Annotated in this window: 19 protein-coding genes; 6 read left to right on the top strand and 13 right to left on the bottom strand. The window is 46.8% G+C overall.

Annotated features, from left to right (window positions below; all coding sequences use genetic code 11):
- The first annotated feature begins 3 nt into the window (after window positions 1-3).
- The 6 genes from fdxH (at window position 4) to selB (ending at window position 6,435) form a co-directional block, all read left to right on the top strand.
- Window positions 4-927, top strand: a complete 924-nt coding sequence (gene fdxH / locus J1C60_RS00385; RefSeq protein ID WP_128175116.1) for a formate dehydrogenase subunit beta — start codon at window positions 4-6, stop codon at window positions 925-927.
- Complete coding sequence (gene fdoI, locus J1C60_RS00380) at window positions 924-1,574, top strand: formate dehydrogenase cytochrome b556 subunit (RefSeq protein ID WP_128175118.1); 651 nt, start codon at window positions 924-926, stop codon at window positions 1,572-1,574. Before fdxH ends, fdoI begins: the two co-directional genes overlap by 4 nt.
- Window positions 1,574-2,500 (top strand): formate dehydrogenase accessory protein FdhE, encoded by a 927-nt coding sequence (gene fdhE, locus J1C60_RS00375; protein ID WP_128175120.1) that lies wholly within the window; start codon window positions 1,574-1,576, stop codon window positions 2,498-2,500. Before fdoI ends, fdhE begins: the two co-directional genes overlap by 1 nt.
- Window positions 2,501-2,565: 65 nt before the next feature.
- A complete protein-coding gene (locus J1C60_RS00370) occupies window positions 2,566-3,177 on the top strand; it encodes a glutathione S-transferase (RefSeq protein WP_128175122.1) in 612 nt (203 codons plus the stop codon).
- 13 nt (window positions 3,178-3,190) lie between these two features.
- Entirely contained in the window at window positions 3,191-4,570 is a 1,380-nt protein-coding gene (gene selA, locus J1C60_RS00365; protein ID WP_128175123.1) for an L-seryl-tRNA(Sec) selenium transferase, read from the top strand.
- Window positions 4,567-6,435: a selenocysteine-specific translation elongation factor gene (gene selB, locus J1C60_RS00360; protein ID WP_128175125.1), complete on the top strand. Its 1,869-nt coding sequence runs from the start codon at window positions 4,567-4,569 to the stop codon at window positions 6,433-6,435. Before selA ends, selB begins: the two co-directional genes overlap by 4 nt.
- A gap of 53 nt (window positions 6,436-6,488) precedes the next feature.
- On the opposite strand, the gene J1C60_RS00355 is transcribed toward selB, so the two are convergent.
- From J1C60_RS00355 to J1C60_RS00295, 13 genes are all read right to left on the bottom strand, one after another.
- On the bottom strand, window positions 6,489-7,001 hold the full coding sequence (locus tag J1C60_RS00355) for a hypothetical protein (protein ID WP_128175127.1): 513 nt from the start codon (window positions 6,999-7,001) through the stop codon (window positions 6,489-6,491).
- A 14-nt stretch (window positions 7,002-7,015) separates the two neighbouring features.
- Complete coding sequence (locus J1C60_RS00350) at window positions 7,016-7,933, bottom strand: hypothetical protein (RefSeq protein ID WP_128175129.1); 918 nt, start codon at window positions 7,931-7,933, stop codon at window positions 7,016-7,018.
- A 3-nt stretch (window positions 7,934-7,936) separates the two neighbouring features.
- Window positions 7,937-8,656, bottom strand: coding sequence for a hypothetical protein (locus J1C60_RS00345; protein WP_128175131.1), 720 nt, complete (start codon window positions 8,654-8,656; stop codon window positions 7,937-7,939).
- On the bottom strand, window positions 8,643-11,216 hold the full coding sequence (locus J1C60_RS00340; RefSeq protein WP_128175133.1) for a TcfC E-set like domain-containing protein: 2,574 nt from the start codon (window positions 11,214-11,216) through the stop codon (window positions 8,643-8,645). Before J1C60_RS00340 ends, J1C60_RS00345 begins: the two co-directional genes overlap by 14 nt.
- Window positions 11,217-11,229: 13 nt before the next feature.
- Entirely contained in the window at window positions 11,230-11,745 is a 516-nt protein-coding gene (locus J1C60_RS00335; RefSeq protein ID WP_128175134.1) for a hypothetical protein, read from the bottom strand.
- Window positions 11,746-11,806: 61 nt separating this feature from the next.
- Window positions 11,807-12,349, bottom strand: coding sequence for a hypothetical protein (locus tag J1C60_RS00330; RefSeq protein ID WP_128175136.1), 543 nt, complete (start codon window positions 12,347-12,349; stop codon window positions 11,807-11,809).
- 474 nt (window positions 12,350-12,823) lie between these two features.
- Entirely contained in the window at window positions 12,824-14,110 is a 1,287-nt protein-coding gene (locus tag J1C60_RS00325; protein WP_128175138.1) for a TadE/TadG family type IV pilus assembly protein, read from the bottom strand.
- Window positions 14,083-14,454, bottom strand: coding sequence for a hypothetical protein (locus J1C60_RS00320; RefSeq protein WP_128175140.1), 372 nt, complete (start codon window positions 14,452-14,454; stop codon window positions 14,083-14,085). Before J1C60_RS00320 ends, J1C60_RS00325 begins: the two co-directional genes overlap by 28 nt.
- Before the next feature lie 3 nt (window positions 14,455-14,457).
- Window positions 14,458-15,018 carry a tight adherence pilus pseudopilin TadF gene (gene tadF / locus J1C60_RS00315; protein ID WP_128175142.1) on the bottom strand — a complete coding sequence of 187 codons (561 nt, stop codon included), beginning with the start codon at window positions 15,016-15,018 and terminating at the stop codon, window positions 14,458-14,460.
- Window positions 14,981-15,478 carry a TadE/TadG family type IV pilus assembly protein gene (locus tag J1C60_RS00310; RefSeq protein WP_128175144.1) on the bottom strand — a complete coding sequence of 166 codons (498 nt, stop codon included), beginning with the start codon at window positions 15,476-15,478 and terminating at the stop codon, window positions 14,981-14,983. Before J1C60_RS00310 ends, tadF begins: the two co-directional genes overlap by 38 nt.
- Window positions 15,478-16,215, bottom strand: a complete 738-nt coding sequence (locus J1C60_RS00305) for a tetratricopeptide repeat protein (RefSeq protein WP_229655768.1) — start codon at window positions 16,213-16,215, stop codon at window positions 15,478-15,480. Before J1C60_RS00305 ends, J1C60_RS00310 begins: the two co-directional genes overlap by 1 nt.
- Window positions 16,202-17,041, bottom strand: coding sequence for a type II secretion system F family protein (locus J1C60_RS00300; RefSeq protein ID WP_128175146.1), 840 nt, complete (start codon window positions 17,039-17,041; stop codon window positions 16,202-16,204). Before J1C60_RS00300 ends, J1C60_RS00305 begins: the two co-directional genes overlap by 14 nt.
- A complete protein-coding gene (locus J1C60_RS00295) occupies window positions 17,041-17,916 on the bottom strand; it encodes a type II secretion system F family protein (RefSeq protein WP_128175148.1) in 876 nt (291 codons plus the stop codon). Before J1C60_RS00295 ends, J1C60_RS00300 begins: the two co-directional genes overlap by 1 nt.

Below are 17,916 nucleotides of genomic sequence, written 5' to 3'. Positions count from 1 at the left end.
TTTATGCCTTATCAATCGCAAGACATTATCCGCCGCTCCGCGACTAACGGTTTCACGCCTGCTCCGCAGGCGCGAAATCATCAGGAAGAAGTGGCGAAGCTGATTGACGTAACCACCTGTATTGGCTGTAAAGCCTGTCAGGTGGCCTGCTCAGAATGGAACGATATCCGTGATGAAGTCGGCCATAACGTCGGAGTTTATGATAACCCGGCCGATTTGACGGCCAAATCCTGGACGGTGATGCGTTTCTCTGAAGTCGAAGAGAATGGACGCCTTGAGTGGTTAATCCGTAAAGATGGCTGTATGCACTGCGCGGATCCCGGATGCCTGAAAGCCTGCCCATCAGAAGGCGCCATTATCCAGTACGCCAATGGTATCGTCGATTTCCAGTCGGAACAGTGCATCGGCTGCGGCTATTGCATTGCCGGTTGTCCGTTTGATGTGCCTCGACTGAATAAAGACGATAACCGCGTGTACAAATGTACGCTGTGCGTGGACCGCGTGACCGTTGGCCAGGAGCCTGCCTGTGTGAAAACCTGCCCGACAGGCGCTATTCACTTTGGCAGCAAAGAAGATATGAAACAGCTGGCCTCTGACCGTGTCACAGAACTGAAAACGCGCGGTTATGACAACGCAGGTCTTTATGATCCGGAAGGCGTCGGCGGTACACATGTTATGTACGTACTTCATCATGCCGATCGTCCACAGCTATATCATGGGTTACCGAACAACCCCAGTATTAGCCCGGCAGTAACCTTCTGGAAAGGCATCTGGAAACCTCTGGCCGCTATCGGCTTTGCTGCCACTTTTGCTGCCAGTATCTTCCACTATGTCGGCGTTGGCCCGAATCGGGTTGAAGAAGAGGAAGAGCATGATGATGAGCATCAGGATACGACCCGCCATAACGAGGAGGAACGCGAGTCATGAAACAGCACGATCGCATCCAACGCTACAGCGCGCCTGAACGTATCAATCACTGGATTGTCGCGTTCTGTTTTGTGTTCGCAGCCCTGAGTGGGCTTGGGTTCTTCTTTCCCTCGTTCAACTGGCTCATGCACGTATTAGGCACGCCGCAACTGGCGCGAATTCTGCATCCCTTCGTCGGGGTGGCAATGTTTGCCTCCTTTATCATCATGTTTTTCCGTTACTGGAAACACAATTTGATCAACCGCGAAGATCTGATTTGGGCAAAAAACATCCATAAAGTTGCCATGAATCAGGAGGTGGGTGACACTGGACGCTATAATTTTGGGCAGAAGTGCGTATTCTGGGCTGCTATTATCAGCTTATTATTGCTGTTAGCGAGTGGCATCGTTATCTGGCGCCCTTACTTTGCCGGCGCCTTTGCCATCCCGGTAATACGGCTGGCGTTAGTCGTGCACTCACTGGCCGCCGTGGGATTGATCATTGTGATTATGGTTCATATCTACGCAGCGCTGTGGGTGAAAGGTACAATTACGGCGATGGTAGAAGGTTGGGTTCCTGCCGCATGGGCTAAACATCATCACCCACGCTGGTATCGCGCCGTACGCGCGCAACAACAACGCCCGAAACAACAGGAAAAACGCCCCTGATGAGCATCCGCATAATCCCGCAGGAACAGCTGGAGAAAAGCGATAAAAAAACGGCGGATATCATTCCGCCGTTACTTTTCCCCAGGCTAAAGAATTTATACAGCCGACGCGCAGCGCGTCTACGCGATCTGGCCGCCAAAAATCCACTCGGCGATTATTTGCGCTTCGCCGCCGCCATCGCAGAGGCACAAGAAATTGTCCTTTATGACCATCCCTTAGAGATGGATCTGCATGCCCGACTGGTTGAAACGGCAGCCAGTGGCAAACCGCCACTTGATATTCATACCCTGCCGCGAGACGTACACTGGCAGCGCTTGCTGCACTCACTGATTGCCGAGCTGAAGCCTGAAATGAGCGGCCAGGCGCTGGCCGTACTGGAGAACCTTGAAAAAGCGTCGTCATCGGAGCTGGAAGCCATGGCGGCTGCGATGTTTGAAAGTGAATTTAGCCAGGTTAGTAGCGATAAAGCGCCCTTTATCTGGGCAGCATTGTCAATTTACTGGGCGCAGATGGCAGCATTGATTCCAGGCAAAGCGCGCGCGGAATACGGTGAGCATCGCCAGTTTTGCCCGGTGTGCGGTAGCGTGCCCGTCACCAGTATCATTCATATGGGCGTACAGCACGGCGGCTTACGCTATCTTCACTGCAATCTTTGTGAGAGTGAATGGTATGTGGTCCGTGCGAAATGCAGTAATTGCGAACAAACGGGTGATCTGCATTACTGGTCACTGGACAGCGAGAATGCAGCAGTGAAAGCCGAAAGCTGTGGCGACTGCGGCACTTACCTGAAAACGCTTTATCAGGAGAAGGATCCCGCTGTCGAACCTGTGGCGGACGATCTTGCCTCACTGGTACTGGATGCTCGAATGGAGCAAGAAGGTTTTGCCCGCAGCAGCCTGAACCCCTTTCTGTTTCCGGGAGAATAATTGCAGAATTACGCGATGTACCTGTACCCATCCGATCATCCCGGCCTCTTTAAAAGGATCGCGTTATGAAACTGATTGGCAATTACACCAGCCCTTTTGCACGTAAAATCTCCGTTATTATGCTGGAAAAAGGAATCACTTTTGAATTTGTCAATGAATCCCCCTGGCATGAAGAGAGCCCTGTACCACAGTACAATCCATTGGGTAAAGTGCCGGCGTTGGTAGTCAACGACGATCAAACCTGGTTTGATTCCGCTATCATTGCAGAATATCTCGATTCGCTGGATATCGCGCCCGCACTCATTCCGCGTGACACGCTACAATCATTGCGGGTTCGTCAAATCGAGGTATTAGCGGATGGCGTCTGTGATGCCGCGCTGGTCATTGTACGCCATCAGATGTTACCTCCAGCCCAGCAATCGACAAATGAGCTGCTACGCCAACGTGAAAAAATTCGTCGCGGCCTTGATGCTCTGGAGCATGAGGCGGCAAAAAGCGAGTGGCTGAATGGCACACACATAACCCTGGCAGATATCGCCACCGCTTGTGCCATCGGTTATCTTAACTTTCGTCATGTGGCACCGAACTGGTGCGTTGGGCGCCCCACGCTAGTCAAACTGGTGGAGAAAATGTTCCAGCGCGAGAGCTTTGCCCGCACAGTGCCACCCACAGCCTGAGTCATCGGTTTCTATGAATACGCTTTTCAGCCAGCTTCCCTCCATTGATAGTCTGCTGCGCGAGCCCGCGTTGCAGACACAGCTTCAGCAGTGTGGGCACCGCGCCGTCACAAAAGTTCTACGCCAGATGCAGGATGAAGCACGCGCTACCATCACGCAACAGGGTAAACTTCCGATATGGCATAGCGACTGGCCACAACAGGCACTCGCGATACTGGCTCGTCAGCAATGTAGCGCGCTACAGCCGGTATTTAACCTGACCGGGACCGTACTGCACACCAACCTGGGACGCGCACTGGTCGCCGAAGCTGCGATTGATGCGGTAACCGCCAGCCTGAGTAGTGCCGTCACGCTGGAATATGCGCTGGATGATGCCGGACGCGGGCATCGCGATCGTGCCATTGCTGCCCTACTTTGCGAGCTGACCGGTGCGGAAGATGCTTGCATCGTCAACAATAACGCAGCGGCGGTACTGCTAATGCTTGCCGCACTCGCTCCCGGCAAAGAGGTCATTGTTTCTCGCGGCGAATTGGTAGAAATCGGTGGCGCGTTTCGTATTCCCGATGTAATGCGACAAGCCGGTTGCCATCTGGTTGAGGTCGGTACCACCAACCGTACCCATCTGAAAGATTATCGTCAGGCTATTAGTGAAAACAGCGGCCTGCTGATGAAAGTCCATACCAGCAATTATCAGCTGCAGGGCTTTACCAAAGCGGTAGACGAAATCGAACTGGCCGGTCTGGGAAATGAATATCAGTTACCGGTGATTACCGATTTGGGTAGTGGCTCGCTGATTGACCTTAGTCAATACGGTTTACCGGCAGAACCTATGCCGCAGGCACTGATTGCCGCAGGCGTCAGCCTGGTAAGCTTTTCGGGCGACAAACTGCTTGGCGGCCCGCAGGCCGGTATTATCGTGGGTAAAAAAGCCCTTATTGCACAGTTACAGCAGCACCCTCTTAAGCGCGCACTGCGCGTGGGGAAAATGACGCTGGCGGCACTGGAAGCCACGTTAAAGCTCTATCGCCATCCAGAAACGCTGGTGCAAACGTTACCGACATTGCGCCTGCTAACACGTAGCCAAAACGATATCGCACAGCAGGCTGAGCGTCTGCTACCCCCTCTGCGTCAATCTCTGGGCGATCGTTTCACTCTTGAAGCCGTCAACTGCTTATCTCAAATCGGGAGCGGCTCACTGCCAGTAGATCGTCTGCCCAGCGTCGCCATCACATTTAGCCCCAAAGATGGTCGTGGCAGCACACTGGAGGCGCTGGCACAGCGCTGGCGTCAGGGTAGCACACCCGTTATTGGCCGTATCCAGGAAGGGCGCCTCTGGCTGGACTTACGCTGCCTGGAGGACGAGGCCCACCTTATCAGGATGTTAGCACCATGATTATCGCCACTGCTGGCCATGTCGATCATGGTAAAACGACACTTTTGCAAGCAATTACCGGTGTCAATGCCGACCGTCTGCCGGAAGAAAAACAGCGCGGGATGACTATCGATCTTGGCTATGCCTACTGGCCGCAGCCTGATGGTACGGTGACAGGTTTTATTGATGTACCAGGCCACGAAAAGTTTCTTGCTAACATGCTAAGCGGTATCGGCGGTATCGACCACGCTCTACTGGTTGTCGCCTGCGATGACGGCATCATGGCACAAACCCGTGAACATCTGACTATCCTGCAGCTTATCGGTCGTCCTGCACTGAGCGTAGCGCTGACTAAAGCTGACCGCGTAGATACCGAACGCGTGGCGCAGGTTGAACAGCAAGTGCTGGCTCTGACGCAGCAGCTTGGGTGGGAGGACCTCCGCTGCTTTACGACCAGCACTGAAGATGGACGAGGCATCGCGGAGCTTCGAGATCATCTGCGTGACCTTAAATCCATTGCTCGCAAATCATCGCTACGTTTTCGTCTGGCAATCGATCGGGCTTTCAGTATTAAAGGCGCTGGTTTGGTCGTGACCGGAACGGCGCTCGCCGGCAAGGTTAAACAAGGCGATAAACTGTGGCTGACGGGAGCAAATAAGTCCGTAAGAGTGCGTGGCCTACACGCGCAAAATCAGCCAACGGAACACGCGCAGGCAGGTCAACGCATTGCACTAAACCTTAGCGGTGACGTGGAAAAATCAGATATAACACGCGGTGACTGGCTGCTTGAAGAACGTCAACAGAACCCATTTGACCGGGTTATCGTAGCCATTGAGCACACACAACCGCTTAAACAGTGGCAACCTTTGCATATTCATCATGCGGCACGCCATATCACGGGCCGGGTGTCTTTATTGGCTGACGGGCTCGCGGAACTGGTGCTGGATGCACCATTGTGGCTGGCAGATAACGACCGATTAATCCTGCGCGACATTGGCGCGCAGCAAACCTTAGGCGCCGCTCGCGTTGTGCTGCTACGCGCCAGGAATCGAGGTAAGCGCCAGCCCGACTATCTGCGCTGGCTACGGCAATTAGCCAGTGTCGGAGATGATGCTCAGACGCTCCAGCTGCGACTGGATCAGCAGCCATGCGAGGTTGCCGAACTGGGCTGGGCAAGACAGCTGACTGCACATGCGATGGAAGAGTTATTCGTTGAGGTTGCGCCGATCGTTGCCGATGAATACTTACTTTCACAACAGACTGCAGCTACATGGCGAGATAGCTTGCTGGCGGCGCTGACAACATTCCATCTGAATCATAACGATCAGCCAGGACCAGGAAGAGACCGCCTGCGGCGTATCGCACTACCAAACCAACCCGCAGCTCTTGTACTGGCACTCATTGATGAACTTGTTATCAGCGGTAAAATCATTAACCGCTCTGGCTGGTTACATTTGCCTGGTTTCGAAATACATTTCGCTGAGAACGAAGCAGAGATATGGCAGCATGCATTGGCGTTGTTTGACGACCAAGCTCTTTGGGTACGCGATATCGCTAATGCATTACAGGAAGAAGAGTTACGTGTACGAGAGGTGTTACGCATCGCAGCCCAGCGGGGAGATATTGTCGCGATCGTCAAAGATCGCTATTACCGCAGTGAGCAGATAACGATCTTCGCCGATCTTATTCGTAAGCAATGTGCAGAGCAGGGAAGTGTGAACGCTGCGGATTTTCGTAGCCAACTCAATATTGGACGCAAACTGGCCATACAAATCCTTGAGCATTTCGATCGTATTGGTTTTACCCGGCGGAAGGGAAACGAGCACAGCCTGCGCGACAGCGCTCTTTTCCCACTCCAGTCAGAAAGCAAACAGGCCTCTCAATAATGACCGGCCTGTGAAAAGATGTCTGGCGGAGATAATATCCGACCGCACTGAAATCAGGTTGAAGGTGTCACCGTTAAAGTATAGGTTCCACTATATTTTCCCAGTGGTATCACTTCTGTTTTGTCGGTGGACTTAAAACTTATCATTGGACCATTGTAACTACTGGGAACGGTCGCCAGCGAAGAGAAAACCGCGATATTATTATAAGGAAAAGCGGTCGAAACACCGGAGTTGCTACTTTTATCCACATAAAGCGTAGACACATTCATCAAATTACCCTCCGTAGAGGTTAATGCTTTAGGTCCGGACAACTTTATCGAAACCGTAGACGCGTTGCCGATAAAATAAAAGGGTGGCGTAATCGCACTCATATATCCATTTTTATCTTCCAGTTTGACACCAAAACTGCCATCGGTGACATCCTTACCTTCGACATAAATGCGTACGCTGGTGCTCACTTCTGCTTCAACATTAATATCCGTTTTAACCGGCACAGCTGCATAACCAGAAGTTGTTAACAGACACAGCGTCAATGCTAAAATATTTTTTACCATAAATTTATCCATTTTCATTTCCCTGGCTAGCTCTTCGGTGTAATTACAGCGGTTAGCGTATCTTTGAGGCGGACACCTGCTTTTAATCCATTAATGCTCTTCCCCGGTAATGAAAAAAGAACGTTAACAGCATCGGCCGTCCCTGCCCCCGAAGGAATCACTCCTGAATAAATTGAACCCGGCAACATCGACTGATTATTTACCGTAATCTGATAAGGAACTGACTCACCGCCATTTGAAGGCTTCAGTTGAAAGCTATTGTTTTTCGCCTGACTCGATTCAAACTGCAATTCATAAGGTAATGCTGCACTATCCGCATCTATAGTTTTACGAATGGTCAGCGTGGTGTTTTGCTGAAAGTCTTTCTGAGCAACAATCTGACCGAAATAGATGGCAGCAGGACTAAAGCTCGCCTGTACAACGACACTACTCGCCTGAACGGTCGTTAAATCGAGGTAGATAGCATTCGAATTAACGCTCCCTTCTGCACCAATAAAATTCGCATAACCTAATAGCACACGAGGCGTTGAAAACGCCGCTCTTAATTTGGCTACCCCTGATCTTTCGTGACCCGGTATCGCTTGTATATTAATACGCTGGGCTACGCTCTGTGCCGGGACTAATACGGTTTCTCCACAGGCAATGTCCTGACGACGTTGAGAAACACCGTATAAAGATGCCTTAAATGCAATTCGAACATTTTTCAGTGGTGCAGCCGTCAACTCGCCGCCTTCACAGCGGCCAGCCCCTGCAGGAATAATCTGCAGGCTAACATCCCCGGCGGTAGTCTGCTGCCAGGAAAGCGTGTCAGGCGCGGAAGCTTGCCCACCGCCTTCCTGCTGAATATGCATCCCTCCTGAGCCATCAGGGCGTAGTACCCAATCTCCAGCACTCGCAATGCCTGTATTAAAGAGCAATATTATCGACAAAATAATGCGTTTCATCGCTTATTCCTTTAATTTGCACTGATCATAGGTATACATTTTGTTGTCCATTTCGAAGGCCAGAGTGCGGCTAACCGGAAGGCTACGCGCCGTTCCTGGATAAACGTTAAAATTAACCGCACCCTTACGCCCATCAATGACCAGATTGCGCATCTCGCTGCGTACATTACCCGTCGAAGTTATTGTCCATTCTTTGCTGTTACAGGAAATACTAATCCCCTGCTCATGTTTGCCTGCAGGGAGATAACGAATCAGAACGTCATAACCAATCGCAAAACGGACTTTTCCTTTTTCTAATGCCTGTTCCGGATAGGCGGGGCGAATTCGCAGGCGATAAACCTTCTCTTTATCTACATTTTTTAATGGCATCAGCCTTACTTTACGCTCTTCACCATAGGGAATAACCAACCGTGTTGGTGAAAACATCAGGATAGGATCGGTCTTACCCAACTCCTTTTCAAAGATCTCTTTATTTTCTCCCGGGTTTTTTATTTCGAACATTTCCAGCGTGACAAATTCATATTGCTGAGTTTCTGAACGCTGATTATTCACATCGTCCTTCGCGCGATAAGCCGAGCGTACCGTGATAAAGTTATCTCTTGGTGAGTCACTTTTGACATCTTTAATAATGGGATAAACCTCTATTGCAGATGCGCTATTCGCACCGGTTAACATCGCAATCCCAAGAGACAATATCGCTAATATTTTCTTATTCAATTTCACACTCTACCTCACGAATTTGCATAATACCTTGTGTCATCTTGATGTTTTTATCATCCAGAGGACATATGTAATTTTGGCTATCTTTTTTTACGTTTAACGAAGTTAATTTGTCTTTTATGCCGATAACAAAATCACCCACAAAAAGCCCTTCTTCGTCCGTCACCGTATTTCCTCCCACCACGCGAGCATGGGTTAGTGGTGTCCCGTCGTAATAAATACGGCCCGTCACCGTTTGATTCTTCTTCGCCTCGAGTTTGACGTTGTAAACCTGCCCTGGTAACGCCCATGTTGATGTGGACTTGGTAGCAAGGTTGTAGAAGGCGTTAGTCTCACCGGTGAAGACTTGCTCAGTAGTCGGTGCAACCTTCTGATAAGGCTGAACAGGGAGCGTGGTTTTCCTGCCACCTTTGACGATGACAGAGCCTGAGTTTTGATTGCGAACTTCAAAGTACTGATCTTCAGGTAGATCGGTCGCATCAACAACCAGCGCTGTACTGTTGTCAATCTTGCCGAATGCAGCGCCTTCATGACTAACGGCGAACCCACTACGTTGTGACAGGTAATACTGCTGATAATTACCCTTACCGTACGAACGGCTTATTCCCGCAGAGGTATAACCCAAGCTGTTATCAACAGTGCCGCCAATATTGCTGGAAGTCTGATAGTTCGGGCCATTAGATAGTGAGCCGGATAATGCATACTTTCCGCCGCGGTCGAATGCAGGATTTTTTACGTCAAGAGAATAATCCGCCGAATAGATATTATTATCGGCACCTTTATCGCTAAGCCGGGATTTTAGGTATAAGGACTGGTAATGATTATAACTTTTCTCACGCATGCCCAAAGTTAATTGAGCAAAAACCTGGTCGTCCGTATATTGACGCGAGGAGTATTGTCCACTGCCATTAAAACGGTTAATTCCCTGGTGATAGCCCAAATCAACACGTAAGTTGATATTATCGTCGATAATAAAATCACGGTTCAACGTGACATCCCATGTCCGGTAATTGCTCTTATCCTGACGGCCATAATCCTGATAGAGCGAGTTCATGCTATATAACACGGATAAATTGGTATCGAAAGGCAGAAAAGTACTGACACCAAACTGCAGATACTCAAAATCGTAAGCCGGCACAAGACCAAAACGCCGATAATTTTCCTCTTTACCTTTATAACGATTACTGCGGTAACTTACGTTCACGCCCAGATCATAAAGATTTTTACTGACGCCAACCTGGTAACCATAGCTACCATCACCGCCCACGATCGCATCAGAATAGAGACGCTCGGCAAACCAATAGTTGAGCGGAATATCAACGCTGGCATTATAGTAGTCAAAAGTATGGTCCAGCAGTGCACCTCCTCCCAGGGAAAGTGCCGAAGAAGTGGTATAGCCGAGCATCACGCCAGCAAGGTAGTTATCATTAACGCGTTTTTTGCTATCCTGAAATGCCGGATTACAGTCATAGCAATCATTATTCCGCTTTGATAATAAGTGCCCCTGCCGTAAGTCATAGCGACCTAACTGCATGCTGTACTCAAGGTCGCCCGAACGAAACATACCGTTGCGTTTAAAAAAGGGCAGATGCTTCTCTTCACGGCTACCGTTGGCGAATTTTGATACGAGCACCACGTCATAACCGCCAGCCGGCCAGCTATTGGTATTCAATTGCTGCATACCCGCGGGAAACTGCTGCAGATCGATTATCCGGCCGTTGCGATACACCTCAACAGTCCCTGCCATCGGCATATAAAGTGGTATTGGAGAAGCCGCACCTTCAACCGGTTGTAAATAGTTATCTGTCATGTATCCCAATGAAACGCCATCATAGCTCATTGGATTAAAGAAACTGTACGTTAACGAAGGTGTACTATACAGCAGTGCATCACTTAGCCGCTGTCGTCCCAGTTTCATGCGATTAGCGTTATATTCAAGATACAGCGCAAGCTCATCCAGATTAAAATTAATATCGTCTGAATAACTCCACGATCCCTTAACGTAACTGTTACCGGTTAAATTAAGCGTATCATCGGAGGAAAGACTGAAGCTGTCGCTATAACTATCCGATAAAAAATTTAAATTATGGCTATGAACAAACCCGGGTTGGTGCGTATAACGAATAAAGGTGCGATCGTTCAGTGCACTTGGATCTTTAAACATCGCTGCGGGTAACACAAGATGCAGGCTGGCATCTTTCTCATTGACCCAGACAACAATGCCATCATCCTGCACGGTCCGCTTCTTGACTCGCTTTAACGGCTGAGAGAGCTGATGTAATAATGCCTGCTTGCTCTCTTTCAGCTCAGGCATATCTTTTGCTGTGATTTGCTCGGCAATAACCCGAGGCGTGTATAATGTAACGCTTTCTAAATCATAGTCAGCGCTAAGCGTACCAATAGAGATATCGTTATAGATAACACTGAAGACACCATTCTGCTTTTGGTTGAATATATCTTCAAACCCGGATGGCAAAATAACATCGCTGGCAGAAAATGCATAAGGCGCGATCGAGGCCACCCCTCCCAGGTATATGGCACCGAAGATTATTTTCTTGTTCATACATCCCTGTATCTTATAGTATAGATTTTATCAGTAATGTGAATGTATTAGCATAACGATCCTGGGCATAATTTCCCGCTAACAGCTCCGATTTAAAATGTACTTTAAAACCATTTGATACTTTCGCTTCATTAATATTATTTAACACTGGCACTCGCAACGTATCTAATGCGTTTGTCGTGCTACCGTTAAAAATAAAATCACCTGCAAGGTTTATTTTATTAGCAGAGCCATTACTGGCATAAAGCTCGAACGAGGTATCCGTAAATGTAACGTCTGCCTGTTCTACATTACCTACTACATAAAAAAAATCGGACGTACGTTCGAAATGCTGTGATACACCATTAACCACTAGGGGGAAATTTACTTCTGCACCGCTGATTATCGCGGTGTTACGATAATAAACAACGATCTTAGCAATCGATTCAGCATCTACCTCAACGTTCACGTTGGGTGAATAAGCAGCCAGAGCAGCATTATGCCATGCCATAAGCCAGAAGATTATTAACGCTTGAATAACTTTGGTCATAATAATTCCGGTTTTAAAATGACCGGTTAAATTAACCGGTCATTATTATTAGCGAAGAGAATTACGCTTTTGCATTCACATTGGCATATACAACACCGGTATAATGGCCCTGTCCCAATTTGTCGTAATCTTCATCAGAGATGAAGTGGAACGCAACTTCGTGCTCGCCATGAGTACCGTTAGCAGTCAGGGTATAGTCCTGTGAAGCACCAGACGTTGCGAATTTTTTAGTACCCGCGCTATCAATCGTTTCGATGCTATAGGTCATTTTATTCAGCGTGCCGCCCTGGGTGCTTTTCAGCGTAAACGGAGCGCCAGCGCCAACACCTGCATCGTCTAATATCAGAGAAACATCCAGTTTATTAACGTCATTGTTCCACAGATACAGATCGCCAACGGTCGCTTCCATCTTTCCACTTGGCGAAGCAACCAGTACTACATCAACTTCAGTAACAGGCTTGCCATCTGGATCGGTGATGTGCGCGCTATCCGGCACGTTTGCACTTACGTTGAACTTAGTGTCATAGCTGGCAGGCGTACTGGCAAACGCAGTCGCAGAAAATGCTAAACCGGCAATAACAGAAAGAGCTACTTTAGTTTTCATTCGCAATCCTTGAGATAATATAAAATTCACTTTTATTTACGTATTCACCGCACTTCTGCCGTCCCGTTCCATGAGAGAACTAGCAAGATGTACGTTGTGCATGCAGGCATCATCGGTTAGAAAATGAGAAACCATTCCCGTTACCATAATGACAATGACTACAGGCCGCACAGCCTACCCTCAACTATCTCGCTAATCCTCAATCATTCCTTATTTTTTATCATCGAATGCCTATCCTTCAAAAAAAGGACACGTATCTATGCCACGATGGCGCATTGCCGTAACTTTTATTTTTAATATAATAAGTAACGTGTTTAATTACATTCTCAATAATATCAAATATTATTAATAAATAATCGAGTTATATAATTGCGAGATACATCAACATGACTTATTTTCTGTCCGGGCAAAACCCCATTCTCAGCCCAACCCCGACGCTTGCCCAAACATGAGATAAAACATTGCTCTATCTAATTAACGGTCTTTCAGAGTGTTATGCCCTACTTCTTCAAATACCGCATGGTTCATTGCATCTTTAAAATCATTTAACGTTTTAGGTTCATAAAAATTCCCTTTACCAACACACGCAGTCCAGTCAAATGTTGGATTATAATCCAGTGCGATAAATGCAATTTTCCCCTGAGAGAAAGGCGTCGCTAAAATTTCTCTGATTTTGTCGCACATGCCATTATTGACCAAATTCGGCGTAATATTTGTATTCGGGAAATCTTCCCCATCGGAAACGACAACCATAATTTTTCGTGCAGCATCCCCTTTTGCCAGTACACTAATACCATCTAACATTCCACCACTTACCAGGGTCCGGTCACTGGCCGTCATCGTCTTGATTCGTGCCAGATCCGCCGCATCTTTACGTCCTTTTAGCGGGATCGTTGTGGCAGGAAACTGCCCCGGATTATATCTGATGAAATTCAGGCAAAAATCCATGGCCACCTTATCCATCGGGAAATATTTGCCGAAATGCGCATCAGGAATAGCATTAACCGTCGCGCGATAATTTATATCTATATCAATTCCTCTCGCGAGGTTATCGTTAACCATTGGGAGGACTTCAGGAAAAGAAGCATTAAATTGAAAAGGTAAGCGGCATTGATCTCCACGCCTGACTCCCCACCCGAAAGGAACAAAAGCAACAGAGTTATCGACATTATAAGAATAGAGCTGGTCGGCGAGGTCCAACACGATCTTCTTCGCTTCATCAAGTTTAGATCCTTGCCCGGTACTAATGGGATTATTCATTGAGCCGGAAAAATCGACCACGAATACGACGTCAAGGTTAGAACGAAACTTACGTGCGGCGCCATTGTCACCCACCACAACATTTTTTTCAAAACTGGGGAAAAAAGAGGAAGAAAACCAGGAGTTATGCAGGGTTTGTGCACTCACGCGGTATTCAACATATTTCACTGATTTATTATTAAGTGAGCTACCCTGTTTAACAATTACCTTGGGCGTATAGACCGTTTTGCTTCGCACCATATAGGCCTGGATCCAGTAGGTCGCTAACTGCTGATTACGGGGAGAGTTTTCACCGTTATCCTCTGCAGACAGAGCAAGGGATGTTTGTTCAAGCGCATCCGATAAGCGGGCACGTTCAGTAATGTAATGTGAACCGTCGATCGCCAGCGCTGCCAGAGATAACATAAAACCGGATAACATGACAAAACTGAGCGCAAATGCACCTCGCTGCTCGTGATAAAATTGTCGAAGTATCATGCATCCTTTTTGATACAGAGACATATCTGATCCTTTTCTTGTAATGTGAGATTTAGCACCACTTTTCCAGCTGACTGACAGTAAAGAGCGGGCAGACTGGTTGGTCTATATTGTGCGATATGCTTTCCCTGAGCATCATGGACATAATTTATTTCACCGTTAAACACCATGGGCTGGCTATTAGTATCAAATACCGTGACATCAAGTGATTCACGTAAGGTTGGACTGTAGAACAGCGACTGATTAATCTGTTCAACTAGCTTTGCCTGGTTAGCAAATGAAGAGTCAATAAAGATAATGGCATGATTTTCACTCGCCTCCAGAGAGAAACAAACAATGAAATAAAGCACAAAGTAAAGGTTTCGCATATCTTATCGAATCATGACAATAGAGGTTGAAGACAGCAATGGTTCTTCTTTTATGCCCGCGGTAAGACGCCGAAACCAGCTATTGCTTTTCATACAAACACTAAAACGATAAACGGGCACTTTACGTCCGTAACTCCCCTCCGGCGCCAGTTTTACGGCATCGTTAAAAGAAGAGCCTGTGCCGCAGTCTCCCCCATGAGAGAAATGAATCTGGGGAGTGCCCGGCGTAGAAGGGGGATACCATACCTGCATGGAAGTAATAACTGATGAAAGATCGGCATCTGGATTCATGTCCTTTAACATTTTTTTTGCCAGTTCTCTCCCCTGTTCAAACTCTTCAACCGATATTCTATCTCGCCGATCGTACAGTTGGATCCGTTCACGTAAGACGCTGGCGACAGAATAGGAGACACGATCAAGCTTACCCACCATCGCCTGCCGGTGTACCAAATCCACCAGAAAGAAAATAAAAATAAAAAGGAAAATAGAAATCAATGAAAACTCGACGGCTACAGAAGCACGCTGATCAATCCATAAATTTCGAACGCTCATATTCCTGAACAAAAATCACCTCCCTGTTTAATAAACTATTAACCCAGCTCTTAGGAAAAGGAAAAAACATAGCCTTGTACTGATAGATCAAATGATAACGTGCTAATGCCTGGTTAGTACCATTCCCCTGATGCCCACCACTGGCAATCATCTCGGCAACTGAATCAGCATAGGTAATCTCAATATTGACCATATCGTTATTGCGGAGAAAACCCCATAACCTCCCACCATCCTGTAATAATCGTTGCTGAAAACGGCTACTATCAGTTGTGCCATCTTTTGATATAGCATGCTCATTCTTGGCTGACTTTGCTGATTCAGAAAGCGCCAGGTCGATAACAGAGGAAACATAAGCAACACGAGAAATTTCAGCGGTGAAAAAAAGGATCATAAAAAACACTACGGCGAGTAGTGCAAACTCAACGGTCGCTACCCCACGCTGGTCCTGAGTAAAATTTTTGCTTAGCCGCATTAAGCACCTCCCAGTTTCAGTGTGTCCACATAGCCAAGTGACTCAACCACTTCATCTGGATAATCAGAAAGTTTTTCATTTCTGATGATATCTTTAGCGTACCGCGAGTCGCCGCTTTTCACTAAAGCCAGTACAAGATTATGTAATAATCGGGGTTGTTTGCGGCCGCGCAAATAGGAAGGTAGCAAGAGCCCAACAGCATCCTGATAGCGCTGATCAAGTAATGCGACCATCGCCAAATTATTGATTGCAACATCGTCCGCAATAAAGAACTCTCGCGATTTTTGAATAGCATTACCGCCACCGGCCAAATCGCCTGACAGCGCCAGTGCTATTCCGCGTAAATTATAGGCTTCCGCGCTTTGCGGGCTGGCCTGCAGCATCCGGTCAGTTACGCGCACCGCTTGCTTGTAGTCCCCTAACGAGATCATATTTCTGGCCTGCAATGTATAAACATTGATATCGGCTTTAGTTGAAAGCGGCTGCAAGTAGTAAAGCGAACTCTTATAATCCCCAGCAAGATAATAATATTGGCACAATTTTAATCTCACTGCAGGGTCATCTTTTTCTTTCAAATAACCCCGATAAAGATTAATTAGACCGGTGTAGTTTTGGGATTTCAACAGGATATCCTCCTGCTCACTCTGTTGGGCGGGATTTTTATAATTAGGGCTTTGGCAAGCAGCCAAAAACACCATACAGGTGATGAATAGCAATGTTTTTTTAAAAAAGTCCATTTTTAACAATCCTTAAAATTCCCGGAGCAGCAATCAATACGGTAATAGGAAACATAATAAAAATAATAAGTGGTATACTCATTTTTGCCGACAGACTACCAATTTTTTCTTCTGTATTTAATAATTGAAGATCACGAATATCAAGTGACAGATCCATAAGATGTTCATAAAGCGATGTCCCGTAATGTACACTCTGTTGTAACGTAGAACAGAACATTCTTAACTCGGTCATCTCCATAGAGTTATAAAGTTCATGTAATGATTCTTCTAATCCGCCTATTTCAGCGCGTTTAACCAATAATCCCATGAGAGCCGAGAGATCGGGATTAAGGTGCCAGAAACGCTCACTGACGAATTTCAGTGCACTTTCAACCGTCATGCCTGACTGAATACATACTGCTACCAATTCAATAAAATAGGGTAGAACATCCATCATCTCCTTAGCTTTTCTTTTTATTCCTGGCCCCAATAACAAAGAAGGAATGATAATCACCAAAACAAATAGAATCAATGTAGTAAGTGAAAGCGCGCGTAGGGAAAAATCACTTCCTGATAGCCAATTTGTTACCAGCATAAAAATTAATATCACACCGACTATCTTCATTTTCATTAGCAGGTCATTATCAATTTTTCTCAGTACTGTAAGATACGGTGAGTTACTCACGATCAGTGAATGATAATCAATAGCCGTAATATTTTTTTTGCCATCAATAACTTCCGTATGTTCAATGATTCTTCTGTCATGAGAAACACGTCTGGAATGAAACAGAATAGACACAGAAATCAATATCCCTGCAGCACAGATGAGCAGATAAAATAAAATCATTAGACCGCCCTTTTAAGTAAAAGCCAGATGATTGACATGCCAATGATTTCACTAATGATGACGTAATATAATATATAGCGTCCTATAGGATCATGAATAATAAAATCAAAGTTTTCAGGACTGAGATACTTCATCCCAAGAAAAAAAAGGACCGGGATCATCGCGACAATCTTAGCTGAAGCTCGAGCCTCTGACGTCATTGATTTCTTTCTACGCTCCATCTTTCGCGCATTATTAATTGAACGTGAAAGGCGCCCTACCAAAGAACGAATTTGCCCCCCTCGCTCAATACTGACCTGCATTACGACGATAAAAAAATAAAATTCACGATAGGGATACGCAGTCCATGCGTCCAGCATAACGCGTTCGGTGTCCTCACCAACGTTAAGACGCCTGTCAATACGATTAAATGTCTTCCCTAAATTACCGCCCACTTCCTTACCGCAACGATGCATAGCCTGGTGAATGCTGTTTCCTGCTGAGACGGCCGAGTTAATTATCGTTAACACATTAGGAAATTCTTTCTCAAAATGGCGGATATGCGATAACCTGCCAAGCTGTATCTGCCCCCAAAACATGCAGATAGCCAGAAGCAATATAAAGACACCCCAATTGAGGGAAAGCCAGTTATAGTTAACGAACATCATGCCTGCTACAATAAAAATTGTAATAATGTTTTTTCGTTTCCCCTTGGCTGAGCGGTCAGCAAGGACATATTTCCTCCACTCATTAAACAGCTCGGAAAAGTAGCGTATCAGGACAGACTCTCTGCGCTCGTCTTTAACCTCAGAGAGAAAAATATTATTTATCCGTTTTATGCGTAAATAATGCATAACAAGGAAAAACAATCCAGCTAACAAGATAAAATAGAACAT

The organism is [Pantoea] beijingensis (assembly GCF_022647505.1).
Taxonomy (GTDB): domain Bacteria; phylum Pseudomonadota; class Gammaproteobacteria; order Enterobacterales; family Enterobacteriaceae; genus Erwinia; species Erwinia beijingensis.
Note: the sequence above shows the minus strand (reverse complement) of the source record. Positions and strands in the feature narration are given on the sequence as shown.